General features: G+C 70.0%; 29 protein-coding genes and 2 pseudogenes. 18 read left to right on the top strand and 13 right to left on the bottom strand.

From position 1 onward, the window contains the following. Positions 1-6: 6 nt before the first annotated feature. The gene (locus tag ACH427_RS29555) at positions 7-924 is read right to left on the bottom strand and encodes a phytoene/squalene synthase family protein (protein ID WP_398874367.1); all 918 of its coding nucleotides are present in this window, start codon (positions 922-924) and stop codon (positions 7-9) included. Positions 925-1,052: 128 nt separating this feature from the next. Between ACH427_RS29555 and ACH427_RS29550 the strand changes: the two genes are divergently transcribed. Together ACH427_RS29550 and ACH427_RS29545 are read left to right on the top strand one after the other, a co-directional pair. Beyond that, positions 1,053-1,325, top strand: a complete 273-nt coding sequence (locus ACH427_RS29550; RefSeq protein WP_398874365.1) for a hypothetical protein — start codon at positions 1,053-1,055, stop codon at positions 1,323-1,325. A gap of 127 nt (positions 1,326-1,452) precedes the next feature. After that, complete coding sequence (locus tag ACH427_RS29545) at positions 1,453-1,920, top strand: MarR family winged helix-turn-helix transcriptional regulator (protein WP_398874363.1); 468 nt, start codon at positions 1,453-1,455, stop codon at positions 1,918-1,920. A 288-nt stretch (positions 1,921-2,208) separates the two neighbouring features. On the opposite strand, the gene ACH427_RS29540 is transcribed toward ACH427_RS29545, so the two are convergent. Beyond that, on the bottom strand, positions 2,209-2,838 hold the full coding sequence (locus ACH427_RS29540; RefSeq protein ID WP_398874361.1) for a methyltransferase family protein: 630 nt from the start codon (positions 2,836-2,838) through the stop codon (positions 2,209-2,211). A 265-nt stretch (positions 2,839-3,103) separates the two neighbouring features. Between ACH427_RS29540 and ACH427_RS29535 the strand changes: the two genes are divergently transcribed. After that, positions 3,104-3,307 carry a hypothetical protein gene (locus ACH427_RS29535; protein ID WP_398874360.1) on the top strand — a complete coding sequence of 68 codons (204 nt, stop codon included), beginning with the start codon at positions 3,104-3,106 and terminating at the stop codon, positions 3,305-3,307. 110 nt (positions 3,308-3,417) lie between these two features. Here ACH427_RS29535 and ACH427_RS29530 read toward each other — a convergent pair whose 3' ends face one another. Both ACH427_RS29530 and ACH427_RS29525 read right to left on the bottom strand, forming a co-directional pair. Next, positions 3,418-3,801: a hypothetical protein gene (locus ACH427_RS29530; RefSeq protein WP_398874358.1), complete on the bottom strand. Its 384-nt coding sequence runs from the start codon at positions 3,799-3,801 to the stop codon at positions 3,418-3,420. A gap of 265 nt (positions 3,802-4,066) precedes the next feature. Next, entirely contained in the window at positions 4,067-5,056 is a 990-nt protein-coding gene (locus tag ACH427_RS29525; RefSeq protein WP_398874356.1) for a phospholipase, read from the bottom strand. A gap of 502 nt (positions 5,057-5,558) precedes the next feature. On the opposite strand from ACH427_RS29525, the gene ACH427_RS29520 reads away from it, so the two are divergent. Continuing rightward, positions 5,559-6,290, top strand: coding sequence for a dienelactone hydrolase family protein (locus tag ACH427_RS29520; RefSeq protein WP_398874354.1), 732 nt, complete (start codon positions 5,559-5,561; stop codon positions 6,288-6,290). Between the two features lie 217 nt (positions 6,291-6,507). On the opposite strand, the gene ACH427_RS29515 is transcribed toward ACH427_RS29520, so the two are convergent. Together ACH427_RS29515 and ACH427_RS29510 are read right to left on the bottom strand one after the other, a co-directional pair. After that, entirely contained in the window at positions 6,508-6,984 is a 477-nt protein-coding gene (locus tag ACH427_RS29515) for an SRPBCC family protein (protein WP_398874352.1), read from the bottom strand. A 135-nt stretch (positions 6,985-7,119) separates the two neighbouring features. Continuing rightward, a complete protein-coding gene (locus ACH427_RS29510) occupies positions 7,120-7,647 on the bottom strand; it encodes a ferredoxin (RefSeq protein WP_398874350.1) in 528 nt (175 codons plus the stop codon). A gap of 272 nt (positions 7,648-7,919) precedes the next feature. On the opposite strand from ACH427_RS29510, the gene ACH427_RS29505 reads away from it, so the two are divergent. From ACH427_RS29505 to ACH427_RS29485, 5 genes are all read left to right on the top strand, one after another. Beyond that, the gene (locus ACH427_RS29505; RefSeq protein ID WP_398874348.1) at positions 7,920-8,657 is read left to right on the top strand and encodes a helix-turn-helix domain-containing protein; all 738 of its coding nucleotides are present in this window, start codon (positions 7,920-7,922) and stop codon (positions 8,655-8,657) included. Positions 8,658-8,726: 69 nt separating this feature from the next. After that, on the top strand, positions 8,727-10,172 hold the full coding sequence (locus tag ACH427_RS29500) for a CoA transferase (RefSeq protein ID WP_398874346.1): 1,446 nt from the start codon (positions 8,727-8,729) through the stop codon (positions 10,170-10,172). 169 nt (positions 10,173-10,341) lie between these two features. Next, complete coding sequence (locus tag ACH427_RS29495) at positions 10,342-11,535, top strand: CaiB/BaiF CoA transferase family protein (RefSeq protein ID WP_398874344.1); 1,194 nt, start codon at positions 10,342-10,344, stop codon at positions 11,533-11,535. A gap of 49 nt (positions 11,536-11,584) precedes the next feature. Then, positions 11,585-12,754, top strand: a complete 1,170-nt coding sequence (locus tag ACH427_RS29490; protein WP_398874342.1) for an acyl-CoA dehydrogenase family protein — start codon at positions 11,585-11,587, stop codon at positions 12,752-12,754. Beyond that, positions 12,754-13,821 (top strand): acyl-CoA dehydrogenase family protein, encoded by a 1,068-nt coding sequence (locus ACH427_RS29485; RefSeq protein ID WP_398874340.1) that lies wholly within the window; start codon positions 12,754-12,756, stop codon positions 13,819-13,821. Before ACH427_RS29490 ends, ACH427_RS29485 begins: the two co-directional genes overlap by 1 nt. A gap of 263 nt (positions 13,822-14,084) precedes the next feature. Here the strand turns inward: ACH427_RS29485 and ACH427_RS29480 are convergent, their stop codons facing one another. Next, positions 14,085-14,504 (bottom strand): MarR family winged helix-turn-helix transcriptional regulator, encoded by a 420-nt coding sequence (locus ACH427_RS29480; protein ID WP_398874338.1) that lies wholly within the window; start codon positions 14,502-14,504, stop codon positions 14,085-14,087. A gap of 58 nt (positions 14,505-14,562) precedes the next feature. On the opposite strand from ACH427_RS29480, the gene ACH427_RS29475 reads away from it, so the two are divergent. Continuing rightward, on the top strand, positions 14,563-15,087 hold the full coding sequence (locus ACH427_RS29475; protein WP_398874336.1) for a DUF6790 family protein: 525 nt from the start codon (positions 14,563-14,565) through the stop codon (positions 15,085-15,087). Here the strand turns inward: ACH427_RS29475 and ACH427_RS29470 are convergent. Together ACH427_RS29470 and ACH427_RS29465 are read right to left on the bottom strand one after the other, a co-directional pair. Further along, a complete protein-coding gene (locus tag ACH427_RS29470) occupies positions 15,064-15,372 on the bottom strand; it encodes a TetR/AcrR family transcriptional regulator (protein ID WP_398874334.1) in 309 nt (102 codons plus the stop codon). The two genes, ACH427_RS29475 and ACH427_RS29470, sit on opposite strands and share 24 nt — an antisense overlap. A 146-nt stretch (positions 15,373-15,518) precedes the next feature. Continuing rightward, positions 15,519-16,046, bottom strand: a complete 528-nt coding sequence (locus tag ACH427_RS29465) for a hypothetical protein (protein WP_398874332.1) — start codon at positions 16,044-16,046, stop codon at positions 15,519-15,521. Positions 16,047-16,385: 339 nt separating this feature from the next. On the opposite strand from ACH427_RS29465, the gene ACH427_RS29460 reads away from it, so the two are divergent. Both ACH427_RS29460 and ACH427_RS29455 read left to right on the top strand, forming a co-directional pair. Continuing rightward, on the top strand, positions 16,386-16,835 hold the full coding sequence (locus tag ACH427_RS29460) for an SRPBCC family protein (protein ID WP_398874330.1): 450 nt from the start codon (positions 16,386-16,388) through the stop codon (positions 16,833-16,835). 30 nt (positions 16,836-16,865) lie between these two features. Beyond that, positions 16,866-17,067, top strand: a pseudogene (locus ACH427_RS29455) (NAD(P)-dependent dehydrogenase); the annotation flags it as partial. 36 nt (positions 17,068-17,103) lie between these two features. On the opposite strand, the gene ACH427_RS29450 reads toward ACH427_RS29455, so the two are convergent. Beyond that, the gene (locus ACH427_RS29450) at positions 17,104-17,724 is read right to left on the bottom strand and encodes a carbonic anhydrase (RefSeq protein ID WP_398874328.1); all 621 of its coding nucleotides are present in this window, start codon (positions 17,722-17,724) and stop codon (positions 17,104-17,106) included. A gap of 5 nt (positions 17,725-17,729) precedes the next feature. Here ACH427_RS29450 and ACH427_RS29445 point away from each other — a divergent pair, with 5 nt between their 5' ends. Together ACH427_RS29445 and ACH427_RS29440 are read left to right on the top strand one after the other, a co-directional pair. Beyond that, positions 17,730-18,440 (top strand): AMP-binding protein, encoded by a 711-nt coding sequence (locus tag ACH427_RS29445; protein ID WP_398874326.1) that lies wholly within the window; start codon positions 17,730-17,732, stop codon positions 18,438-18,440. After that, complete coding sequence (locus ACH427_RS29440) at positions 18,437-19,249, top strand: TIGR03619 family F420-dependent LLM class oxidoreductase (protein ID WP_398874324.1); 813 nt, start codon at positions 18,437-18,439, stop codon at positions 19,247-19,249. The genes ACH427_RS29445 and ACH427_RS29440 overlap by 4 nt, the downstream gene beginning before the upstream one ends. A 521-nt stretch (positions 19,250-19,770) precedes the next feature. Here the strand turns inward: ACH427_RS29440 and ACH427_RS29435 are convergent. After that, positions 19,771-20,949: a methyltransferase domain-containing protein gene (locus ACH427_RS29435; RefSeq protein WP_398874322.1), complete on the bottom strand. Its 1,179-nt coding sequence runs from the start codon at positions 20,947-20,949 to the stop codon at positions 19,771-19,773. A 393-nt stretch (positions 20,950-21,342) separates the two neighbouring features. Between ACH427_RS29435 and ACH427_RS29430 the strand changes: the two genes are divergently transcribed. The 3 genes from ACH427_RS29430 to ACH427_RS29420 are packed head-to-tail and all read left to right on the top strand — an operon-like array spanning position 21,343 to position 22,942. Beyond that, positions 21,343-21,570, top strand: a complete 228-nt coding sequence (locus ACH427_RS29430; protein WP_398874460.1) for a hypothetical protein — start codon at positions 21,343-21,345, stop codon at positions 21,568-21,570. Positions 21,571-21,613: 43 nt separating this feature from the next. Beyond that, positions 21,614-22,072, top strand: coding sequence for a DUF6879 family protein (locus ACH427_RS29425; protein WP_398874458.1), 459 nt, complete (start codon positions 21,614-21,616; stop codon positions 22,070-22,072). A 21-nt stretch (positions 22,073-22,093) separates the two neighbouring features. Further along, the gene (locus tag ACH427_RS29420) at positions 22,094-22,942 is read left to right on the top strand and encodes a helix-turn-helix domain-containing protein (RefSeq protein ID WP_398874320.1); all 849 of its coding nucleotides are present in this window, start codon (positions 22,094-22,096) and stop codon (positions 22,940-22,942) included. A gap of 98 nt (positions 22,943-23,040) precedes the next feature. On the opposite strand, the gene ACH427_RS29415 is transcribed toward ACH427_RS29420, so the two are convergent. Continuing rightward, complete coding sequence (locus ACH427_RS29415) at positions 23,041-23,199, bottom strand: hypothetical protein (protein ID WP_398874317.1); 159 nt, start codon at positions 23,197-23,199, stop codon at positions 23,041-23,043. Between the two features lie 85 nt (positions 23,200-23,284). On the opposite strand from ACH427_RS29415, the pseudogene ACH427_RS29410 reads away from it, so the two are divergent. Next, positions 23,285-23,538, top strand: a pseudogene (locus tag ACH427_RS29410) (TetR family transcriptional regulator); the annotation flags it as partial. Between the two features lie 163 nt (positions 23,539-23,701). Here the strand turns inward: ACH427_RS29410 and ACH427_RS29405 are convergent. Further along, positions 23,702-25,015, bottom strand: a complete 1,314-nt coding sequence (locus ACH427_RS29405; RefSeq protein WP_398874315.1) for a phosphatase PAP2 family protein — start codon at positions 25,013-25,015, stop codon at positions 23,702-23,704. Positions 25,016-25,607: the final 592 nt, after the last annotated feature.

The raw sequence follows: 25,607 nt of genomic DNA, 5'->3' as shown, positions 1-25,607 counted from the left end.
AGCTGGCTATACCGGAGTCCCTCGGAGGCGTCGGCGGTATTCGCGGGTGAGGGCGCGGAGGGCGGCGGGTACGGAGGGGCGTGCGGAGCCGTGCAGGATATCGGCGCCTTTTCTCGCGGCGGCCTGGGCGGTGAGGATCTCCAGTGTCACCATCGCTCGCACGAAGAAGCGGTTGGCCGGTGCGGTGAGACCTGCCAGGCGGCGGCTGGCCACGAGGTCGTGCTGTGCCTGCTGCAACTGGCTTCGCAGCAGCGCACGCAGGCCGGGGGTGTCTCGGGCGTTCTCCAGGTCGTCACGGGTGACGTCGTGCTGTTTCAGGGCGTCATAGGGAAGGCCGAGGCGTCCGTCGCGAAGGTCCTCGGCGAGGTCGTTGACGAAGTCCAGGCGCTGGCTGCCGTCGATGTAGCCGCGGCACGCGGCGCGGTAGTCGGCCGGGGCCGCTTCGGGGGCGAGCAGGCCGGCGACGAGCATGAACGCGGGGAGCGAGTACGCATCGATGTAGTGCTGGTAGTCCGCTTCTGTGGCGAACCCGCAGAAGTCGAGGTCGGCGGCTGCCCCGGCCAGGAACTCCCCGGCCTGGCCGGCCAGGCCGGGGTGGACGGTGACGGTGTGGAGCAGCGGCCGGATCACCGGGTGGTCGCTGTGTCCGGTGGCCAGGGCTGTGCGTACCTCGTTCTCCCATGACCGGTAGGCGGAGACGCGTCCGGGCAGGGGTCCTTGGTCGAGGAGGTTGTCCGTGTGGTGCATGAACGCCGTCGTGGCGATCACGTGCGGGACCACGGGGCGGGGCAGGAGCAGCCGGACGGCGGCGTAAGCATGAGGCTTGTACCGGGCGACCGCTGCTCGCTGCCGGGTGTAGTCGTGGCGCAGCCGCGGGGCGCGGATGTCGGCGGAGTCGAGGATCCGGTTCCATGCGCTGGTCATGCATTGTCTTTCTCGAGAGGGAGGGCCGAGGCCCACCCCTGCCCAGCCGAGTCTGATCCTGGTCGCCATCTCTTCCCCGGAGACCGCGGCGAACCGGCAGCCTGGAGCCCCGGCCTCGCAAGGATGCCATGCCCTGCAACTCCACGACACACACCGCTCAGCGATCGGTGGAGGGCGGCTCCGCCGAGGCGTGCGGCAGCGGGTCGCGCAGTGCCATGGCGGTGTCCGACGGCTCGGTGGGGATGAGGCTCACCTGGTCGGCGGTGGTCGAATGCCGGTCGAATGCCCTGTCGGGCACCGGCCCGGCCAACGGCGCACAGGTGATCCACGGCGTACTGCCGGTGCGGGCGGGCCGTCCGAGGAAGTTCGTCACCGACCTCACCGACGCCCCGGGCGCATGACTCCACGTGCGGAGTGACATGCCGCGTGGCGGCAGCGCCACGACACTGGCGGCCGGACCGCCGCAGCGTTGACGAACCGAAGAGAACCTTTGACCTCAACCACACTTGAGGTCCTAGCTTTGCGATCATGACGACCGTAAGCACCCCGCGGAACGGCACCACCGCACCCGACCAGCAGCCGATCGCCCTGGTCGCCTGGGAGGCCACCGAGGCGATTCTGAGGCATTCGCAGGCCACCCTGGCGCGCATCGACATGACCCAGCCCCAGTGGTGGGTGCTCAACAACATCGTCCGGGCCGAGCGCGGCCTCACCAGGGAGGAGATCCACGCCCTGGCCGTGCCCTACGGCATGGGCACTCACGTGATGGTCCACGCCACCGACGCCCTCGTGTATCGGGGCTGGCTCGACACCGGCACGGACGGCCGGCTGACCCTCACGGAACAGGGCCGTCAGGGTATGGCGACGGCGAAGGAACACATGGCCCCGGTGCGCGCGGAGATCCTCGGCGACATCACGAAGGAGGAGTACGCGACCGCGCTCTCCGTGCTCCAGCGCGTCACCGACAACCTCGCCTGGACAAGCCGTCGATCCTAGCTGGAGCTGTGGCATGACTGTGGACCCATGCGGCGTGCAGCACCGCGTACGTGAGGACCACGGCAGCGTAGGCGTCAGCCCCAGCGGCCCGCCCGGCCCGGCGGGCCACGAAGTCAGTCGCATGCGTGGAGCGTGCCCCGGGCCGGCCTCCTTCGGGCCGGCGCTCGATACGTGCGGCGTCAGCGGTGGAACCGCCCGCCCTCCCGGACAGGCCCCTTCGGCAGGGCGGGCACGCACGGTCTCGGCGCCCGCCGCGACGGCCCCGATCGTACGGACACCCTTCAGTCTTCAGCGGAGACGGCTTTCCGTCGCCGGAGCCCGCGCGCGGCGGCGCAGGCGCGGGATCAGCCGGGGGACGCGCCGCTTGTATTCCTCGTACGTGCCGGGGAACGCCTCGGTCATCAGCTTCTCCTCGACGCCGATCTTCCACTGCACGAGGACGACGGCCAGCAGCACCGCCACCACCCAGCCGCCGAACAGCATCAGCACCGCGGTGCCGATGAACATGCCGAGGATTCCGGTGTAGATGGGGTGGCGGACGATCGCGTAAGGGCCGTCGGTACGCAGTTCGTGGTCCTGCCGCTCCACGGGGGCGGAGGTCCACATGAGGCCGAGGCGGACGCGCGCCCAGATCGTGAAGGCGGTCGCGGCGATCAGCACGACGGCGCCCACGGCACGCAGCCACTGGACGTGCACGGTGATCGGGTCCCATGTGCCGTGCGGCAGCAGCGCGTTCACCGTCACCGCCACGATGATCCCGGCGACGATGCTCCACCGCTGGAGCGGCTGTCCGCGCCTGCGCACGGACGGGGACCGGCGGGCGTTGTAGAGCGCGCCGAGAGCCCATACGGTCAGGAACGTCAGCCAGCAGGCGATATCGATCCCTGTCGCGACGTGGCGCCACTGCGAGTCGGTCATGGTTCGCTTCGCCCCCTTCAGGCGGACGGCCGTTCCTCCTGATGAGACGCGACAGCCCACGGGCAGGTTTCCACCGAGGCGGCGCTCCGGCAGCACGGGAAGCGGCGCGCGGGCGCGGCGCGGCGCACGGCCGGCCGGGCCCGCACGCCTCCTCGGCGGACGGCAGGACCAGGATCCAGCCCCGTCACCGTACGCGGTGGCATCCGCCAGCCTCCCGGGCCATCCCCGTCGGCTGCAACGGGTCCCACGCCCCCAGTTCTGGCGTGTGCAGCCGAACAGCGACAACACCTTCCGGCTCCGCAACGACCAGCCCGGCCTCGGCACCGATGTCTGCCTGGACGTGGACCCGTTGTCCACCGCCACCGGTTGGGACATCGCCAACGGCACCAAGTACGGAACCAAGGATTCCCAGCACTGGTTCTTCGCACCCTCCGACCCGTCCACCGGACCCGACGAGGCGGGCGACTGACGTCCTGTCCGATCGACGATGCCCGGCGGCCTCACGGCCGCCGGGCACACGTCGCTCAGCGGCTTGACGGCTTCATGGATGGCATGAGCACCGCAGCGGGAACGGTCGAGTCACCCGTCCTCGATGTCCGAGATGAGCTTGGTGCTCAGGTCGCTCTGCACGGCCAGCCGGGTGTGGCCGGCGTCCGGGCCCGTACCCCACGTGAGCGTGACGGTGGTGAACAGATGCCCGGCACCGGAATCGTGGTAGCGCACGTCCCAGTGGGTGGGCACGTCCTGGGCGCGCAGCACTCCGTCGGCGTGGTTGGCCTCCTCCCAGGCGGCCAAGCGCTGACGGAGGTCCTCTGTGAGGTAGTGGGCGCGAAGCTCCGCACCCAGGTCATCGGTTCCGTCGTCGACGGCATCGATGTAGGCACCGTAGAAGTCGGCCACCCGATCGACCGCGGAGTCCGGACTTCCCCCGCGGACTGCTTCACCCGACTGATCTCCCGGCATGAATTCCCCCTCTGGAACACCGTTGTTCAGCAACGCCCTTGGCAACAAGCTGCCCACGCCCTACCGGAAGTAGTCTTTTCAGGCGATATGAGGCTGAACGTGACGCTCTGGCCATCGCCCGTTCCAGCCTGCCGCGCGCGTTCAGGCCGTTGCCTTTGCAAGCCGTTGCCTTTGCAAGGGAAAACCGTCGGCCGGGATCCCGGCCGACGGTGTGCGGGGGCGCTTGGGGCATGGGGTGGTACGGATCCCGGGCCGGGGCTGTCCGCTACTTGAAGAGGTGGTCGCCGGCGGTGGCCATGCGGTGGGTGTTGCCGTGCTTACTCACCCAGTCGCGGATGAGCTTGATGGCGTTGGCACACTTCCAGTCGTTGTCGTACTCGCGTACGCCGGTGAAGGCGCCGTAGCCGGCGATGATGCCGTCGACGCGGGCGTCGCCGAGGAGTTTGTCGACGTACCACGGGTCGTTGTAGGTGGTGGTCCAGGACAGGGTGGCCCCGAGCTGCCGGGCTGCCCGGTCCGCGGCGCCCTTCTTCAGCTCCGCGCAGGTGTTGCGGGCCGGTTCGGTGCAGTTGCCGAAGCCCTTGGTGATGTCGGTGTCGCCGTAGTCCATGGCGCGGTGGCCGGCCGGGAATCCGGCACCGGAGCGGGCGAAGGCGTCGCGCACCTGGTCACGGGTCCCCGTCGTCGTGATGCCTTCGAGCGTCCCGAGCTTGCCTTCCAGACTCTTCCAGCCCCTGCCCCCGACGTCGGGGGTGCTGCCGCCGTGGTACTCGTAGAACCCGTACAGCACCTGGATCCCCGCGGCCGTCAGCCGCTGCGCCTTGTCCCGCAGCCCGGCGACACTGCACCCGCGGTTGGGCGCTTCACCGCAGTAGTTCGGGTCCTTGATGTCCAGCCAGACCAGCCCCAGCTTGCGGCCCGCCTTGGCGTGGGAGACGATGCGGTCGATCATGCTGTCGAAGCTGGGGCCCCGCCGGCTGTCACCGGCGGAGGAGCAGTCGTGGTAGGCGCGCCATTCGTTGGGGTTCCACCAGGCGCACACGTCGATCTCGATGCCGTTCGCACCGTGGCTGATCGCGGCGTCGACGCCATCGAGGGTGTCGACGCGGTGCGCGATGGCGTAGATCGCCTGCCGCTGGTCGGCCGCTGCCGCCGGCGTCGTGCCGAGCACGGAGGCACCGACGATCCCGCACAGTGCTGCCATCAGCGCCAGTAACGCCCGCGGGCGGGCGCCCCGCCTGAGGTGAGTGGTCAAGAAAGGTACTCCTTAAATCCGACGGCAGACGTCAGTGCCGCGGCCTGCGGCGACGGTGCCGATGGGCGCTTGGAGTTAAGAGGGTGGTCCTTTTCGACCCAGGATTGCACTAGTGTTTCACGCTGCTGGCGGGAATGAGCCAGGACCGGACAGCCCACACGACCCTTTACCAGAAGGACAGTTGGGGCTGGTGAGGCGAACCCCCGCGCCCCTGGTTCGCCGGAACGGGGCTTACCTGGGCAGCCACGCCCCTGCCGCCGTCGAAGTCGAAGTCGAAGAAGGCAACCGGGTCGGCAGGTCAGGTGAGGGTGGTGTCACTGGGCCTCGCAAAAACCCGTTGGGGGAGCGCGGCGACCGCTGCTAGCCTTCCGGAGGCCGTGCGAGAGAACAAGGAGGTGGTACCCGTGAACGTATTGACATGGGTGCTCCCCTCCGGGGTCACGGTCGGGCGATAGGTCGTCGTCCGGGAGCGCCATTCAAGAGCACTCCGAAAGGCACGACCATGCGATTCACTTCTGAACGACATCTCGACGACGGCGTCCTCGAACGCGAATTCACCCTCGGCGAGATCCCCGGCACCCTGTGGACGCCCGGATCCGCGTCCGCGTCCGCACCGGCCCCGCTGATCCTGATGGCCCACAACAACGGCCTGCCCAAGGGGGAACCCCGGCTCGTGGCCCGCGCCCGGCTCACCGCGGCGTCCGGCTACGCGGTGGCCACCATCGACGCCGCGGGGTGCGGTGACCGGCCCCGTTCCGCCGCCGCCGAGCAGGCCCGTGCCGACCTCCGCCGGGCGATGCAGGCCGGCGAGCCGGTCGACGAGATCTTCGAGGCCCTCGTCGGCCCGCTCGTCGAAACCGCGGTCCCGGATTGGCGGACCACCCTGGACGCCCTCCTCGCGCTGCCCGGGATCGGCGGCCCGGTCGGGTATTCGGGGTGGACCGCCCTCGGCATCCGGCTGGCGGTGGCCGAGCCGCGCATCAGGGCCGCCGGTCTCTTCGCCGGGGGCTATGTGCCCCGCGCCCAGCGCGAGGAGGCCCGGCAGGTCACCATTCCTCTGCTGCTCCTGCTGCAGTGGGACGACGAAGGGAACCCCCGGCAGCGGGCCCTGGACCTGTTCGACGCCTTCGGCACCAAGGAAAAGACGCTGCACGCCAATATGGGCGGGCACCTCGGCACCCCGTGGTTCGAGCGGGAGGACGGGGACCGGTTCTTCGGCCGGCACCTGAAGTGAGGCCGGACCGCCAGGCCGGCGGCAGTCGGTAGGCGGTGCCGGCCGACGCCGCTCATCGAGGACAGGTCCCGGCCCTCCTCGATGGCGGTGGCCGGCGATGCGCGACCGCCCCGATCGCGGCAGTGCCGGCCATCAGCGGTACTGGCCGGTCGGGGCGGCGGTGTTCTCCTTGGTCTTCAGCCCGTGCGCGGTCCGCAGAACCTCGCTGTGGATGACCTCACCTGCCGGAGACGATCTCGGCCAGGTGACGCAGCGAGTTGATGAGATGCTCCGGGCCGAAGGGCGGGAACCGGATGTACTCCCGCACAGACCGCGGCACCGCCGACCAGTCGTAGGTGAGCGTGACTTCGGTCCCGGACGGGCCGAGCGGCGCGAGGTCGTAACGCCAGGTCCAGCCGCCGAACTCCAGGTGACCGTCGTCCTTCTCCGTCCCCGTCCGCCAGCCGATGGCGCGTGGCGGATCGAGCACCTGGACCTGGTTGGCCACCCGGTAGTCACCGTTCGGATGGTCGGGGTGATACATGTCCATCCGGAAGATCTGCCCCACCGCGGTCAGCGGCGCCGGGTCCGCAGCTTCCTGAATCCAGCCGGTGCCGTCGATCGCCGAATGGGCCGTCGGGTCCGCCAGCACCGCGAACACCCTCGCGGCGGGCACGGCGACCGTAAGAGTGGCGCTCACGTTCTCCTGGTCCACGGTGTGCACGCTCCTTGTGATCTCGTCTCGGTCTTCCGCAGGCGCGGAAGGGGACGTTCCCCAGCATGCGAACGACGCGGCGAGGCGGAACTCATCGGTTGTGTGTGTACCGACTGACGTGAATCTCCCGGCGGGCTACAGCTCCGGCAGTCGGTCCGTCGGCTCCGGAGGACGCCGTCGCTCGAGCCAGAAGAGGTAGATCCGCAGGTGCCCGGCCAGCTCACCATCGAGGTACGCGGCGTAGTCGCGAGCAGCAGCAGCTGACCCCTGCCCGGACCTCTCGTCGTCGGCCTCCCACGCGCCGAGCCGACCGGTGAGGTGCTGCCGGACTCGGCCCCTGTCACGCCACCACTCCCGGACAGCGGCCGGCGTCCAGCGGTCGTCGCCGTCGCAGCCATAGCCGGAGAAGGGGTCCTGCTGTGCGGCTTCGACCAGCTGCCGGAGCTGCTCCGGCGTCCGCGGCTGCCGGTAGACGAACTCGGTGAAGTGCTCACCCTCATAGAGGACGAGGGCTGGGGCGTGCAGGCGGCCGGTGCCGCAGTTGTCCGTGTCGGCCCCGTAGAACGGCCCGGGCACGTTGAGCCACTTCCGCTCGCTCCACCGCCCCTGGAAGGACTCGCGTGTGTCGCCGAGCAGAGGCACCGGATCGAAATAGAGCTCCACATCCGGAAGAGTACTCGGAGACAGCGCCGGCCGCCGGACCGGGATCTCCTGAGGAATCGAGCGCCAAGGACCCCCTCCCCCACAGGGTTTTCGCAGGTCAGCTGCCCTTCACGGTAAGGTGCTCGGGCTCTGCCCTCCCTCGGTCGAGGAGCAATGGTGTGCGGCCTCCGCGTGTGAGGGGCCAGGGCTGGGACCGTCATCGCTGTCGGATCGCTGGTCCGTGTCAGTGCGGGTGACCGGCGACGCACAAGAAGGACAAGGTGGGGCGCGGAATGAGGGAGCACGGCCGACGGCAGCGTCACCGTACGGTGGACCGGGTCGCGTGGATCCTGGAGGCCGCCGCGCGGGCGCCGGGCGGGGTGACCGTGGCCGATCTGGCGCGGACGCTCGGGGCGCCGGCGAGTTCGGTGCAGGATCTGGTCAACGGCCTTGTCGCGACCGGCTTTCTGCTGGAACAGCGCCGGCGCTTCCGGCTCGGTCCCGCCCCGCACGTCCTCAACCTCATCTCCGGCCGGGTCGTCCCGCGGATCAGTCAGGCCGAGCTCGGCGAACTGAGCCGCGTCGCGGGTACCCCGGTGCTGCTCACGGTGCGGGTCGGACTCGATGCCGTCTATCTCGCGCGCGGCGGCGAGGACCACATTCCCCGCCTCGTGCCGCTCGCCGACCAGCACGTCGCCCGGCCGCTGCTGCGCACCGCCGCGGGCCGTCTGCTGCTGGCCTTCACCGATGAGGCGGAGCGCCGTGATCTGCTCGACGAGCTCGCCCGCCACGACCCCGAGGCGGTCGCCGAGTTCCGCACCGCTCTTCCGGCGATCCGCGCGTCGCGGGTCAGCCGCAGCGAGGGCCTGGCCGACCCCGAGGTCAGCGCGCTCGCGATCCCCGTCACCGAAGGTCGCGTCGTCACGGGAGCCCTCGCTCTGATGCACCGGCGTCGCGGCAATTCGGAGCGCTTGCTCCTGGACCGGGCGGCGGCCCGGCTCCTCGCACACATCCAGGAGAGGCAGACCTGAGGTCCGCATCGATTCACGGATATCCGTGAATCCGGGCGTTCGTGCGACGCCGGGAACGAATATCCCGGCATGACCTCGAACACGCCGGCCACGACCAAGCCGACGCCGCCGCCGTCCACCGGCGAGATCGTCTCCCGGCTGCTGCACACCCTCGGCGACCCCGATCCTGCCCGGGGGACGGCGGACATCACCGTCGTCGGGGCCGATCCCCTGGTGCCCTCGGTGCACCGCCTCGCCGATGCCATGTCCGCCGCGATCGGTGTCTTCGGGCAGCAGATGGCGGCGCTCGGCGAACAGCGCGGCCATTCGCACCAGAGGGTGGAGGTGCGGGCCGGGGCCGCGATCGACCAGCTCATGGCGACGTATCACACGACGCTCTCGGGGCGCCCGCTCGGTGCTCTCCTCGACGATCCGACACTGCTGGGCAACAACGACTTCTACCGGGCGCGCGACGGCCGGTGGATCTTCATCATCACCGCCTATCCGCATCTGCGGGACGCCGTCGCCTCCGTGCTGCGGTGCGGGCTCGACAAGGTGGGGATCGCGCAGGCCGCGGCCGGCTGGGATGCCTTCACGCTGGAGGAGGCCATCTGCGCGCGGGGCGGCGTCGCCTGCGTGGTGCGCAGCCGGGACGAGTGGCTCGCGGACCCCGCGGGGCGGCATGTGGCACAGCGCCCGGTCGTCGGGATCGAACGCGTCGGTGACGGGCCGGTCCACCCGCCGCAGCCGATCGGCGAGGCCGATCAGGCGCTCGCGGGCGTCCGGGTGCTCGATCTCACCCATGTCATCGCGGGTCCCGTCGCGGCCCGGCTCCTCGCCCAGTTCGGCGCCGACGTGCTGCACCTGTCGCGTCCCGACCGCCCCGACCCGATCCCGATGATCGCGATGACCGGCGGCGGCAAGCGCAACGCCTACTGCGACCTGCGCGACGACAACGACCGTGCGGCCTTCCACGAAGCGCTCCAGGACGCGGACGTCTTCGTGCACGCCTACCGGGGACTCGCCCGGCACGGGGCCTCGACCGAGGAACTCGTCCGCCGCCGCCCGGGACTCATCACCCTCGAATACCACGCCTGGGGCGCCGACGGCCCCTGGGGCGAACGCGGCGGGTTCGACCAACTCGCCTGCTCGGCAACGGGATTCGCCGTCGAGGAGTGGACGGACCGGCCGTCGCTGCCGCCGACGTACCTGCTCAACGACTACCTCGCCGCCTACCTCGGGGCCGCCGCCGTCGCAACGGTCCTGCGCCGACGTGCGGTGGAGGGCGGCTCATGGCGGATCCGCGTGACGTTGGCCGGGGTGTGTCACTGGGTGCAGGAACTCGGGCTGCTGGCGCGGGAGGACGTACTCGGTCTGCCCCAGCCCGGGCGCGCGCCGTTCGCCGCGCTGTCGACCACCGGGACCGACTTCGGCCCGCTCACCGAACCGGCGACGCCGTTCGCGTACAGCGGGCGCACGGTCCCCCAGCCCGGCCGGCGTTCCCCGCTCGGGTCCGCCGAGCTCCGGTGGCGCTGAGCCACTTCTCGCGGCTCACGACGGGGATCACCGCCACCGTCTTCCTGGCCGGACTCCCCCCGCGCCGCCGCCCTCCCCGAGTCAACGGCCCGGGCACGGCACCACGTGCCCGCCGCCTTCACCGCACCGCTGTTCCTCGTCCCACCCGATACCCCAGGAGGCACCGAAGATGTCCGAGAAGCCGAGCGGCCCGTCCGGCCGCGGACTCCTCGCCGGAGTCCGCGTCATCGAACTGGCCAGCGTCATCATGGCTCCCTACGCCGCTCAGCAACTCGGTGACCTGGGCGCCGACGTGGTCAAGGTCGAGCCGCCCGACGGTGACATGACGCGCCACTACCCACCGCGGCGCCACCCCGGCATGGGCGGCACGGCACTGAACCTCAACCGCAACAAGCGCAGCGCCGTCATCGACCTCAAGGCCCCGCACGGCCGCGATGCCCTGCTCGCCCTGCTGCGCACCGCCGACGTCTTCATCACCAACCTGCGCCCGCAGGCTCTGGAGAAGCTCCGCCTCGGTTACGACGACGTGGCGGCCGTCAACCCCGGCCTGATCTACGCAGGCGCCCAGGGTTTCCGCAGCGACAGCCGCTACGGCACCCACGCCGCCTACGACGACGTCATCCAGGCGGCCAGCGGCCTGGTCTGGCTCAACCACAAGGTCTCCGGCCAACCGCACTACGTTCCCACCGTGCTGGCCGACAAGATCTGCGGCATGCAGATCGCCCAGTCGGTACTGGCCGCGCTGCACTACCGGGAGCACGGCGGCACCGGACAGCGCATCGAGGTCCCGATGGCGGACACCATGCTCGCCTTCAACCTGGTCGAGCACCTGGGCGCGGCCACCCTGGAGACCGACGGGGAGTTCGGCTCGGCCCGCTCGCTCAGCCCGCAGCGCCGCGCCCAGCGCACCGCCGACGGCTGGATGTGCGTCCTGCCGCACAGCGACCGCAACTGGCGGGACTTCACCGCCTTCGTCGGCCGCCCCGACCTGGCCGACGACCCGCGCTTCGCCACCGGACCCGACCGGGCCCGCAACGCCGACGTGTTCTATCCGCTGCTCGCGGAGCTGACACCGCGGCACACCAGCGCCGAGTGGCAGGAGTTCTGCGACCGGGCAGGCATCGCCGCCGCCCCGGTACTCGACCTGGAGTCCGCCGCCACCACCGCCTATGCCCGGGAGGGCGGCCTGCTCCGCGATGCCGAGCACCCGACCGAGGGCACCTATCGGGTGATCGGCCGGCCGGTCCGCTACTCGGCCGACCCGGAGCCGGAGCTGCGGCCCTGCCCGGGCATCGGCCAGCACACCGACGAGGTGCTCCGTGAAGCCGGCTTCGACCCTTCCTTGCTGGAACCCATGGGCTGATCGATTTCCGTAACGAAAAGAAATTCACTGATCCTGGAGCGAACAAGTCATGTCTCATTCAGCGCTTTCATCGATCGCGTTCCCCGATGTCGCCCTGCCCGAGTCGGCCCGTCTCCTGCGCGCCGAGGTCCGCGCCTTCCTCGACGAGGAGCGCGCTCGCGGGACCGTGCTCGGCCGTCCCGACTCCTGGCTCGCCGGCTGGGACCCCGCCTTCAGCCGCCGTCTCGCCGAGCGCGGCTGGGTCGGCATGGCCCTGCCCGCCGAGTACGGCGGAGCGGGCCGCGGTTTCCTGGAACGCTATGTGGTGATCGAGGAACTGCTCGCCGCGGGCGCCCCGGTCAGCGCCCACTGGGTCTCCGACCGGCAGGCCGGCCCGTCCGTCCTCGAGCACGGTACCGAGGAGCAGCGTCGTTTCTTCCTGCCGAGGATCGCCGCCGGGCAGTGCTTCTTCTCCATCGGCATGAGCGAGAAGAGCAGCGGCTCCGACCTTGCCTCGGTACGTACACGCGCCGAACGCACCGCCGACGGCTGGCGGTTGACCGGCACCAAGATGTGGACCGGTGGCGCCCATGTCAACGACTACGCCATCGTGCTGGCCCGTACCGACGACGCCGAGGACAAGCACGCCGGCCTCAGCCAGTTCATCGTCGACCTGCGCGCCCCGGGCGTACGGGTCGAGCCGATCCACCTGATGAGCGGCGAGCATCGCTTCAACGCCTTCCACCTCGAAGGCGTCGACGTTCCCGACGGCATGCTGCTCGGGCGGCGGGGTGACGGCTGGAAGCAGGTCACCGGCGAACTCGCCTTCGAACGCAGCGGCCCGGAGCGCTACCTGTCCACCTTCCCCCTGCTGGTCTCCCTGCTCCGGGAGCTCGAACAGCGCTCAGCGACGGCCGAACAGCTCACCCAGGTCGGCATCCTGACGGCGCGTCTGCACAGCATCCGCCGGCTCTCCCTCGGCGTGGCCGCCGCACTGGCCGCCGGAGCCTCGCCCGACCTTCAGGCCGCCCTGGTCAAGGACCTCGGCACCCGCCTGGAAGGCACGCTGATCGACACCGTCCGCAGCGTCCTGCCGACCCCGGCCGACCCGCACGCCACTCCCGGCAGCCACCCCGAACTGCTCGCCTTCGCCCTGCTGCACAGCCCCGGCTACACCCTGCGCGGCGGCACCAACGAAATCCTTCGCGGCATCATCACTCGCGGTCTGGAGCAGCACTGATGAACACCCACACGATCGACACCAGCACCCCTGTCATCTCCGCCGACGCCTATGACGCCACCGCCTTCTTCGCCGACCCCGGTGCCATCGCCGTCGTCACCGGCACCACCGCCCCGGACGCCGTGGCCCTGCCGTCCCCGGACGCCTCGACCGCCGAACTCGTCGCCGCAGCCCAGGAGGCCGGACTCCGTGCCGTCCCCGCCCCGTTCGCCGAGACCGCTCTGGTCGCCCGCCCGCTGCTGCGCCGCGCCGGCCTCCCCGTACCCGAGGGCCCGCTCAGCTACGCCATCGCCCCCGAGCTGACGATCCGCTACGCCCACCCGGCCACCTCGGCCGTCGGCTCGGCGGGCTGCCTGGGCGAGAACGACACCCTGCTCGTCACCGGCACCCTGCACCGCGTTCCCTGGGCTCGGGCCGCCACCGCGGTGGTCGTCCTGGCCGCGGCCCCCTCCGGGCCCGTCCTGTTCACCTTCACCCCCAGCCAAGCCGTTCTCACCCCTGGCGGCAACCTCGCCGAGGAACCCCGCGACGACCTGCATCTGGCCACCGTTGAGATCCCCGCCTCTCAGGTCCGCCGGATCGCCCCCGAACTACTCGACGAGGCCCGGCTTCGCGCGGCCCTGGCTCGCTCCGCCCTGATCGCCGGAGCGGCCGAACGCTGCGTCGGCCTGACGGTCGCCCACACCGCGGCCCGCATCCAGTTCGGCCGTCCGCTCAGCCGCTTCCAGGCCGTCAAGCAGGAGGAAGCACGACTGGTCGAGGAGGCCGCCTTGGTCCGTGCCGCCGTCCAGGCCGCCGCCGCACCGCTGGACACCGGCGGCCCCGGGGCTCACTTCGCCGTCGCCGCCGCCAAGACCCAGGCATCCGCCTCGGCCGCCGAGATCGCCCGCATCGCCCACCAACTGCACGGCGCCATCGGCATCACCCGGCTCAGCCCGCTCCGCCTCGCCACCACCCGCCTGTGGTCCTGGCGCGACGAGGACGGCGACGAAACCTACTGGGCACGCCGCCTGGCCCGGCCCCTCACCGCCACCTCCCTGTGGCCCGCGCTGACCACCATGCCCTGACCCCCCTCACTCTTCCTCGCCGCCGACCGGCACCGGCCCGGTCGGCGGCTCACCGGACCCGCGCCGGAGCCTCGCGGTTGTGTCCGCGCCGGGTGCGAACTCCCTGTTCATTCCGGCCAGTTGCCGCGAGTCGGGGCAGGTCCGGCACAGGAAGCATCGGGGTCGACCAGGCGGCGTAGCAGCAGCCCCCATCACTGTCCGAGGCTGGGCGGGGCCGTGCCCCGGACGCCCGCAGTGCTGTCGTGGAACGCGTGGGGGCGATCTCAGTCGGACGCGAGGAACTCGGCCAAGCGATGGGTGTCTTCGAGATACCGCTCGTAGGGGAAACCAGCCGCTACGAGCCCGGCGCGAAGCTCGTCACCGAGCGGCTTTCCGGCGACGTGGAAGGCTTTCCGGCCGGCCTCGGTGAGGCGGACCAGCCTCCGCCGCGCGTGTTCGGGGTCAACGGTGATCTGCACCAGATCGTCCTCCTGGAGTGTCCGCAGCGCCCGGCTGATCGCCGGGTCGGACACCGACAGCGCCTGCGCGAGCCCGTGCTGCGTCACCGGCTCGATCTCCTCCAGCGTGCCCAGCAGGCGTATCTGGCTGTAGGTCAAGCCGCCGAGGTCGTCGGTGCGCCGCCGGGCCGCCTCGCCCAGCTGCATGACCACGCGGTGCAGCAGATCTCCGAGTCCATCGTCCATAGGTGCCACTATACCCAACCCTTGACGAGTTAATATTAACCGGTTAAGAATGAGACCCATGGACAGCTACTCCTACGTCGCGCAATCCGCCTTCCCGCTGGTCTGGATCCTGGTACCGGCCGCCGGAGCCTTCGCGCGCACCCGCCACACCCGCTCACCTCAGCGGGCCCTGGATATCTGGCAGCGCTGGTGGGCCATCGGCGCCTTCGGCTGCGGCAGTCTGTGGATGACGGTCGCCTTCCTCGCCTTCCCGGACACCATGGCCACGGCGATCGGCTTCGACCGGACGCCCTTCATGTTCGAGATCGCCTTCGCCAACCTCGGACTGGCCGTCATGGGCTTCCGGGCCGCCTCGGCATCCGCGCGGGAGCGCATCACCATCGGGCTCGGCGGGGGGATGTTCCTCTGGGGAGCCGCGGCCGGTCACCTCTACCAGTGGTTCGCCAACGGTGACCACGCCCCCGGCAACACGGGAGGAGTGCTCGTCAACGACCTCCTGATCCCAGCGGTCATGATCATCCTGGCCGTGCGATCCCGGCAGCTGGCGGTTACACCCCGGTCAACCATGAAGACCGGCACCTGAGACGCGGCAGCCGGTCCACACCGCCACCTCCGGTGTCACCCCCCTGGCAGGCTCCCCGTGTTGGTGATTCGCGGCTTGCAGGTGACCCGAGGCCCGCACGAACAAGCCCTCCTCCGAGCCGAAGTAACGGTTGATCATCATCGCCGTCACACCCGCCCGCTCGGCGATCTGACGCACCCCGGCCCCGGCGTACCCGTGCTCGGTGAACTCCACGACCCCGGCGGCGAGAATCGCCTCGCGTGTCGCGGCGCCGTCACGCCTGCGGGCAGGATATGCAGTGCCCATGGCCAGGAGCATACGGCGCGTTGGCGCGGATTCCGTCAGCCGCTCCCCCACCTGGTCGACGCTTCCGTTCCGCGTACCGCCCTGCGAGCTCCGTCTCGAAGCGCAACCCTGTCGAGCGGGCTCATACGTTTCCGGGCCACCGCTTCCTAGCCCACCCACCCTCGCAACAGTTCCTCCCGCTCCGCCCGCCGAGGTGACCCGCCCTCCCACGCCCGGCCCCACTCCGACATCGCCGCCAGCGTCGTCTCCATCGTCGCGGCGCCTTCCGTGAGGCGGGCCAGGAGGGCGTGGGAGAGGTCGATCTCGGTCTGCGGGTAGCCGACGGCCGCGGCGACATAGGCCGCCAACTCGTCTTCGCCGTCAGATGTTTCCACGCGCACCGTCATCAGCGCCGGAGCCTCGTCCACCAGGCCGTGGCCCATGGGCAGGGCCAGCTCCTTCACCGTGCCCAGAGCCAGATCCTTGACCACGCCGGCCTGCCGCTTCAGGGACTTCACAGGAACGTCCGCCACCGTCAGGGCGTGCACGTCCTCCCACAGGTGAAGGCCGGCCTGTCCGTCGCCGAGGGCCACGACACCCTCGGGGGTCAGACGGACCCCCGGAGCCGGACCGGACGGCTTCGCGCCCACGTAGACGTCGCCCTCGACGATCCAGAACAGGCCCACCATGGCCATGAGTTACTCACTTCTCCCGACGACGACGCCGTGTCACATGTCGAACGAGCAGGTCGTCCTCCGCAACGTGTCAACGAGCCGGGAAGTTCCCGCTTCCCGGCGCACAAGGCGTACGTCGAGGCACATGGCGCCGATGACGGTTCCGGGCACCACGTCATGGGCGGCAGCGCGCGGGTGATCGCGGGTGCCTCAGTTCATCGAGTCGATTCCGCTGTCCGAACTCCGGCCGGCGAACTATCGCTGGACCTGAACGGCCGGACGGGTGTGTGGCAGCGTGACGGTCGGGTAGCCGCCGAGGTAGGGACCCGGAACACAAAAAGCCACGAGAACGGAGTGCGCATGTCGAAGATCGAGGAATCCGTCGAGGTCGATGTGCCTCTGACCACCGTCTACGACCAGTGGACGCAGTTCGAGGAGTTTCCGCGGTTCATGGAGGGCGTCGAACGGATCGAACAGCGCACCCCGACCCTCACCCACTGGGTGACCGAGGTCGGCGGGGTCCGTCGTGAGTTCGACGCCGAGATCACCGAGCAGCGCCCCGACGAGCGGATCGCGTGGACGACGGTGCAGGGCGAAGTGCGGCAGGCAGGCGTGGTGACCTTCCACCGGCTGGACGACACCCGTACCAAGGTGATGCTCCAGCTGGACCACGACCCGTCCGGGATCGCCGACACCGTCGGCGACAAGCTCGGCTTCGTCCGGCACCGGGCGAAGGGCGACCTGAAGCGGTTCAAGGCATTCATCGAGAGCCGTGGCAGTGCCACCGGCGCGTGGCACGGCACGGTGTGAGCTGCTGCCGACGGGTGGGGGTGCCGCCGCGCGGCGGCACCCCCACCGGGGCACGCTGGAGCCCTGACTCCGCTGATCCCCGCGACGGTGCCCGACACCACCGAGTTCGGCAAACAGCCCCCTCGACCGCCCGGCGCGGCCCGCCGAGATGGCCCCCGCCTACGTCTTCCTCGCCGCATGTCCAACCTCCGCGCGTGCGCGTGAGTGTGGCCACAGGAAAGGAAGCGGTCCTGACCGCCCTTTCCGGGACCGGCGGCGTATCCGGCAGTCAGGACGTGGCCGGGACTGCCGCATCGAGTCCGTGGGCTGCAACCAGTTGGGCGCTGCCATCGGCCAGGCGGTAGCACAGACCCACGACGGCGGTCTGTCCGGCAGCGACCTTCTCGGCGAGGACACGGGAGCGGTCCAGCAGCAGCTCGACGGTGTGCTTGACGTGCTCGGCGAGAATCTCCTGCGGCTCGGTGCGCCCGGCTGCCCGGGCCGCCAGCACGCTCGGGGTCACCCGCTCGACGACATCGCGGACGTAGCCGGCCGGTGCCACGCCGTCCTCCAGCGCGGCGCATGCCGCGCCGACCGCGCCGCAGGAGTCATGGCCGAGCACCACTACCAGCGGGCAGTCCAGTATGTCGACCCCGTACTCGATGCTCCCGAGCACCTCCGAGCCCACCACGTGCCCGGCGGTGCGTACGACGAACAAGTCGCCCAGGCCACGGTCGAAGATGATCTCGGCAGCCAGCCGGGAATCGGAACACCCGAACAGCACGGCGAAGGGCTGCTGTCCCGGCGCGATCTCGGCACGGCGGGCAGCGTCCTGGTTCGGGTGCTCAGGGGCTCCGGCGACGAAGCGCCGGTTACCGGCCAGCAGAAGCTCGAAGGCGTCGGAGGGCATGGACCGTGCCGGGGAAGGCGAGTCCGCCGCCGCTCTGCGCCCGCCAGTTGCTGACCGACCCCGTCCTCATGCCGAGCGGCCTGCGGGCGCTGGCGGTGGGCGGCGACAAGGTCACGTCCGCGGAGGTGGCGGGCCTGCTCGCCGCACGGCCGTCCGGCGAGCTGTACGTGACCTACGGGCTGACCGAGGCCGGACCCCGCGTGTCGACGCTGGCCGCGCACGCCGAACCCGCGCACCGCTACGGCTCGGTCGGCCGCCCCCTGCCGGGGGTCGTCGCCTCGCTGCGTGAAACGCACGACGGAGTGGGCGAACTGCTGGTCGAGTCGGACACCGTCCTGCTGCGGCGGGTCGGGCAGCGCAGCAGGCGGGTCCTGCTGGGACCGCGGACCGTCGCCACCGGGGACGCCTTCTCGATCGACGACGGCTTTCTGACCTTCCACGGACGCCTGTCCGACTTCGTGGTGCTGCGGGGCGAGAAGGTCTCGCTGAACACGGTCCGTCAAGCCGCGCACGCCATCCCGGGGGTGGTGCACTGCGTGCCCAAGGTGGTGAACGACGGTGGTACGCAGGTGCTCGACGTGCACCTGTCGGTCACCGCCCCCGTGCCCGGCGGGGAGAAAGCGGTGCGGCACATCCTCAACTCCCAGCTCCTGCCCGCCGAACGCCCGCGCGCGGTCTTCATCTCCGCCGCCGACCCCGAGGCCTTCCGTAAATGACCCTCCGCCTCGGCTGGACCGTCCCGACGTCCCTCACGCCCGCCGCGCTCCGCGAGTTCGCGGTGACCGCGGAGGGCCTGGGGTACGACCACCTGTCCGTCCCGGAACACCTGGTGTCCACCGATCCCGCCTACGAGAGCCTGACGCTGGTGGCGTTCCTGGCCGCGGTGACGACCCGGATCGAGCTGGCCACCGCGATGACGATCCTGCCGCACCGCCCCGTGGTGCTCGCCGCCAAGCGGGCCGCGCAACTGGCCTTCCTCAGCGGGGACCGGCTGCGGCTGGGCGTCGCCGTCGGGTCCGACCCCGCGGAGTCCGCCGCCCTCGGCGTCACCCGGGAGAGCCGCGGAGCCCTGTTCGAGGAGCAGGTCCGCGCGCTGCGCCTGCTGTGGACGCAACCGGACGCGTGCTTCGAGGGCGAGCACGTCGCGTTCTCCGGCGTCACCCTCACCCCGCGGCCGCGCGCCGTCCCGCTCTGGATGGGCGGCGGCACCCTGCACACCGGCGGCAGACCTCGTCAGCTGCGCCGGATCGCCGCCCTCGCCGACGGCTTCACCATGTCCGGCCTGCTCGCCAACCGGGTCAACCGCGCCGCCGGCATCGTCGCCGACCTGCGGACAGCGGTCACCGAAGCGGGCCGCGACCAAGGCGCCTTCGGCATCGAGGCCCGCCTTCGCCCCGACCCCGCACGGCCGGACTCCTGGCGCTCCCTCGCCGACGCCTGGCGGTCCGCCGGTGCCACCCACCTCACCATCACGACGGACGACATCTCCCTGCTGGCTCCCGTGCACGCGGCACTGACCACGTGAAGACACCCTGCCGGGCGAGCCACTCCTCAAGCGGGCTCAGCACTCCGGTCACCGCCTGGTCGAACGGCTCCGCGGACTGCGCGGCGCGGGCCAGGACGCAGCCGCCCTGGAGGACGGCGACCACGGCCGCGGCGGTGTCCCGCGCGTCCAGACCCTCGTCCGGCTCCCCGCGCGCGTCCCTCGTCGGGGACGTCCGCGAGGCGTTCACGCAGCCGGTCGAGGGCTCGCCCGACGGGTGCCCGCCGGGTGAGGTCGGCCATCACGCCCGGGTCCTGGGTGAGCCGGCCGACGGACCAGGCACGCGTAGGCGGCCGACAGGGGAGCCAGGAACTTCCCGCCACGCCTGAGCGGCGGCATCAGCCCACGGCGCAGCAGGCAGCCATCCCTTGGGGTTCGTCTCATTCGCTGTGGAGGAAAGGGCATGGCACGCAGCATCGAGGACGACGTCTTTGACAGGCACGGGCCAGGTCGATGGTACGTGCACGCTCACGTGCCTCCCCGGTAGCCGGCTTCTCGGGTCTTCAGGTGGTGACGTTGTCCGGGGTATCCAGCCATACCCGCTGCCCGTCACGGGTGACGGTGAGGCCGAACCGCTCAGGCCCCGGTCTGCCGTGGTCTGCGTACCAGGCCCAGGTGGATTCGATTTCGTCCCACAGTCGGCGGGGGCCGTGCTGCCACGCGGTGAAGCGGTCCTTCTGCCGGCCGTCGCAGTCGATGGCCGCCCAGGAACGTGCGTCGGTCGTGGCCACCCACAGACGGGTGGTGACTCCCTCGACGTCCGGGTCCTCGTGCCAGGCGTACCACAGGTCGGGGCGGTGCAGGCCGATGGCGAACTGGGCGTCCCAGTCGTCACCGGCCACGGTCCAGGGTGCGAGACCTGTGGTGGTCTCGGTGGGCTGGTGGTTGTCCTGGACGACGTCCCGGAAGAGCCGTATGTCCTGGCGCTGTCCGCGGGCGAGCATGAACGCGGAGTGTGGCGAGAACCGGCCTTGGGCGATGTGGTCGGACTGCACGGTGAGGTGGAGGAGGCCGTAGTCGCACCATGGGCTGTTCCACGGGGTGAGGATGGTGCCACCGGGCCGGGTCTGTTCAACCCATGCCGGAGGGATGTGGTGGACGGCGCAGGTGGCGACGGTGTGGTGATAGGGGGCCGAGGCCGGCCACCCCAGTTCTCCGTCCCCGGTGATGATCCGAGGCTTCAACAAGACGCTACTGAGGGCTGCGGCCGCGTGCTGAGCCACACTGGGGTCGATCTCAATGCTGGTGACGTTCTCCGCGCCGATGGTGTGTGCGAGAAGGGCGGTGTTCCAGCCGGTTCCGGTGCCGATCTCCAGGATCTTCTGCCCGGGCCGCGGGTCGAGCATGGTGAGCATACGCACCACGATCGCCGGGTCGGAGGCCGAGGAGGAAGGGAGGACGGGGTCGTTGCTCCCGACGGGGCGGCCATCGTTGACTTGGGTGACCACCGGCTGGTTGGCGTAGGCGAGGTTGAACCACTTCTCCGGTTCGGCGTCCGCGTCCAGCTGGATGTACTCCCCGTCCTCGTTCTGCGGCCAGACGAGGCGGGGCAGGAACTGACGGCGGTGGATGATGCGGAGCGCGCTTTCCCAGTGCGGGTCGAGGGAGCCGTTCGCTGTGCGGATCGCGTCGAGCAGGCCGTGGAGGGCGGCCTGCTCGCGCTCGCGGGAGACGACGCCCATTTACTCTTTGTCCTTCTTCTTATGCTTCGGTTCCGGGTCCGGTTTCGCCCCGTCCTTCGAGGGTTTGACGGCTCCGAAGTCCTTCTTGCCCGAGTGCCTGCCGTTGTCGCCTTCACTGCCTTTGCCTGGGCCCCAGCCCATGCTCATGACCTCCTCAGGTCATCCGATCGCTGTGAGTGGCGGCCCATCGCCGCGAAGATGGGCCGGGCTGTCGTGCGGGCCAGAACCTACCGGTACGGCAGACGCCCCGCCAAAGGGCGCGTGCTGTGATGTGGACAGGTGGGCGTCCCGGGGCGTGGGCGGCTGTGTGCAAGTTCGTGCAAGTTCTGTGCGTTCTCCCTGTGAAGGGTGCAAAGCTTCCTTCTGGAGATCGTCACCGAGCAAGGGGGCACGATGGCTCTGCGCATGCTTGGCAAGGACCCGGAGAGCAAAGTCGGGGATTCGCCGACGAATTACCTGGACGAGGACAAGGGCACGTACGTGGTCCAGGGCTGGAAGGTCGAAGAGCCGGAGCGGCTGGGGCAGCTCGACATCCCCGGACACGAGACGGTGGTGGAGATCCCACGGCGGATGGTCCAGTTCTTCCTGGAGATGCAGGGCGGGGCGCGTGCCGACGTATGAGGAACTGCTGGCCTCCGCCCGGCACTCGGCCGTCCACCTGGAGATGCGCGATGGGTACATGCCCTCCGACCCCGCGTTCGCCGCGTGGAAGGAGGGCCGGCTTTCGGACCCGGTGGGCGACGACCGCGACTTCCAGCAGTGGCTGAGCTGGGTGTCGGAAGCCACCGGGCGGGGGGTGAAGTTCCGGCGGGCCCGCGTGGTGTCGGTGCCGGAGTCGGACTACATCCGCTTCGAGCATCACGTATCGCACGTCAACGTGGCGGCCGGCGAGAACATCCGCTGGCTACCGCGCCGCCAGGCCACGGCCCTCGCTCTCCCGGGCAACGACTTCTGGGTCTTCGACAATGAACTCGCCCTCGTACTGCACTTCACCGGAGACGGTGAACTGGCCCCGGACGGCCGCGAACTCACCCGCGACGAGCAGGTCCTCGGCCTGTGTACGAGGGCGTTCGAGGCCGTGTGGGAGCGCGCCATCCCGCACGAGGACTACCGGCTCTCCTGAGCGGGGCAGGCGCAGCAGACCATGGAATCAGCCCCGTCATCTGCCCTCCAGGAAGCCCGTGTTGCTCTTGGCGGGCGGTTGCGGGAGATCCGGAGAGCGGGCGGCTTCAAGACAGCACGGGCCTTCGCGACCCGTGCCGGCTGGAGCGAGTCGAAAGCGTCCCGCATCGAGAACGGCATCACCCAGCCGTCCGAGAATGACCTGCGGCAGTACGCCGACCTGTGCCAGGTCCCCGACATGTACAGCGACCTGGCCGCCACGGCGCACAACATCGACGAGATGTACGTGGAGTGGCGGCTGCACCGTGACGGGCTGCGCCCGGTCCAGGAATCCCACGTGCCGCTGTACGACCGCACCCGTCACTTCCGCATCTACGAGCCGGGCGTCATCCCCGGTCTGCTGCAGACTCCCGCGTACGCCCGGTCGATCATGAGCCGCATCATCGGCTTCTGGGGCATCCCCGACGACACCGAGGACGCGGTCGCCGTCCGCATGAGCCGCCAGCAGGTGCTGCGCGATGCCCACCGGCGGTTCGGCATCCTGATGGAGGAGACGGCGCTACGCTCCAGATTCGGGGACGCGGAGGTCATGGCCACCCAACTCGGCCACTTCTTGGCCGTCTCCGTACTCCAGCAGGTCAGCCTGGGCATCGTGCCGATGACAGCCGACCGCACGATGTGGCCGCTGGAAGGCTTCTGGATCTACGACGACAATCAGGTGGTCATCGAGCTGGCCACGGCTCAGGTTACTGTGAAACAGCCCAGCGAGATCGCCACCTACACGCGGATGTTCTCCGAGCTGACGCAAATAGCCGTCTTCGGCAAATCCGCGAGAGCGTTGATCACGGAGGCGGTCAACGTCCTGGAGTAGATCTCCGCAAACACGTGCAAGTTTCTTGAGCCGAATCAGATTGCTCGCGGACACTGTCCCGGGGCCCGGGCCGTTTCCGACCGGGGCTCGCCGGAGGATCACGGGGCTGTGCTGCGCCATTCGTGGTCGAGGATGGCGTGGACGATCGAGTCACGCCACTGCCCGTTCTTCCGGATGTGCTCGCGGATGAGGGCAAGGTTGCACCGAGCGCCGGTCAGACCTCCGAAGGCCCAGTCGGGGGATTCGGGGTCGCTCAATCCTTGGGCGGCCTCCTCGGCGAGTGCTGCTATTTCGGGCGTTGCCGTTGCCGAGCAGGACTTCGGACTCGGCCGTGTAGTAGAGGTGCTTGCTCTCGGGGAAGGTGAGCAGTCCGCCGAGGCCGTCCTGCGGGCGGCCGGGGACACCTTGGCGGAACGGGGGTTCGCGGCCCTCGACCTCGCGGACGTCGCGCGCCGCGCCGAGGTGGGCAAAAACGAGGGTCCACCGCCGCTGGGGAACGGTCACCGGCCTCGTCGCGGACCTGCTGGCGGACATGACCGAGACGTCACTGCCACGGACCGAGAACGGCTCACTGCTCGGCGACCTCCGTACTGGCTCCGCGGATCCAAAGCAGTTCACCTGGGGAAACCAGCTGCGAGGCGCACAGATGCGAGGAGCCTGCCGGCCACCTCGGACGAAGGCGAGGCCACCCACGGCGGCCGGTCGCTTACGGGTGGGGCGGCCCCGTCGTCGGTGCCGCCCCACCTGACGCAACACGCATCAGACCAGTTCGAGTTGCGGTTCCGGTTGCCGAGCCGACGGAATCCTCGGCTTCTCGGACTCCCACAGCTTGGTGGTCCGGACATAGCCGTAGATCACGGATGCCATCGCCAGAATGAGAAGCGGTCCGAACACCCACGGGTATTCGGCCATCTCCATCGGCAGATAGCGGTACGACAGCAAGAACGCGGTGAAGACCGCCGCGCCATAAGCGACCAGCTGGGTCCCCGACCGGTCCCAGCCACGTTCGAGCGAGCGCAGAGCCGCCTCGATCGTGAGCGTGAACACCACGCCGGCGATGATGTCCGTGCCGTAGTGGTAGCCGAATCCCAGCGTCGCACCGAGCGTGGCGATCAGCCAGAACGTGCCCGCGTAGCGCAGAATTCGCGGGCCCTTGCGGGAATGGATGAAGATCGCGGTGGCCCACGCCGTGTGCAGGCTGGGCATGCAGTTGCGTGGGGTGATCTCGTCGAACGGCATATGCTGCGGCGCGCTGAGCACCGGCGCCGTGTTCGGCCACAGGTCGGCCACCGCCCAGTGGCTGCCGTCGGCGCCGTAGGCGAAGATCGGCCCGACCACCGGGAAAATCATGTAGATGCCCGGGCCGAGGAGTCCGATCACCAGAAAGGTGCGCACCAGATGATGGCGCGGGAAGCGGCGCTCGCTTGCCACATTGCGCAGCTGGTACAGGGCGACGACGACCGCGGCCACCGCGAGCTGGATGTAGACGTAGTCGAGAATGTGGTCGCCGACCGGACCGGTGGCCTTGACGATCCGGCCCACCACCCACGACGGATTTCCCAGGGCGTGATCGGCGATCGCCACGTACTGGTCGAGCACCGTCGGACGGGTCTTCGACGTGATGAGCAGCCAGGTGTCACCGGTCTTGCGGCCGGCCACCAGAAGCAGGCCCAGGCCGACGCCCTTCAGCAGCAGGACGCGTTCCCGGCCGGTGCGGCGTGTGACGGCGATGACGGCACAGCCCAGGATCACCCACAACGCACCGTTGCCGAACATCATCTTGGCGTCGACGGCCCACCGGACGAGCCAGAAGACGACGTCGATACCGACCGCGACACCAGCGGCGATGAACCGCTGCCGCCAGGTGAGCACCACCATCATCAGCGCCATACTGCCGTACAGCAGCGGCCCCGATTTGGGAGCGAAAATCACCTCTTTCGCCTGATTGGTGATCGGTCCCGGCATGCCGTAGTGACGCGCGGCGATCTCCAGCATGACGAAGAATGCGAGAGCCACCACACCCGCCGTGGCCCACAGGATCGTCCGTGGTTCACGCCATGCGGCGAACGTCATTCTGGAATTTATTCGCGAAAACAACCTTGATACTACAGATATCAATTGCTCGGCCAATTTGTCGGGTGTCAGCTAAATACGTCACTCTTTGTGCTGGGCAGCACGGATTTCCGGTGAAGAGCGGGCGGTCGGGGTGATCGCCACGAGACCGAACATGCTATCGGAGCGGTGCGGGAGGGCCGCGCTGGTCACGCGTGGCACCAAGGCAAGGCGGTCCGGCGCTCGATGGGACGGTGTCTCGCGGATGACCATGAATCCCTCAACGCGCGGCGCGCACCGCTCGTTGCGGTGCCCGGGCGGGCGTCCGCCCTGCGGCGAGGAGATCCGCTGGACCTGCCGGTCCGCGCATCATGCGGCGGAGGCCGCGCGGCGCACGGAGGAGTCCCTCCCGGCCCGCGCCGGTGCCCGGACGCTGTTGGTTAATCCGGGCCGTGCTGCTTCGCCCCGCCGACCTGTTCGGCGGGGCGAAGTGCTGCGAAGTGGCTGGTGCGGGTGCGGGTGCGGGTGCGGGCTCGGGGTGTTTTGGTGAGGTGGGCGTCGATGCGGGCGAGGTTGATCGCGGCACCCGTGAGCTGGTGCTGGAGACTGGTCT

The organism is Streptomyces sp. NPDC020379 (genome assembly GCF_044387105.1).
In the GTDB taxonomy this organism is placed as follows: Bacteria; Actinomycetota; Actinomycetes; order Streptomycetales; family Streptomycetaceae; genus Streptomyces.
This window is presented reverse-complemented; position numbering and strand designations above follow the sequence as displayed.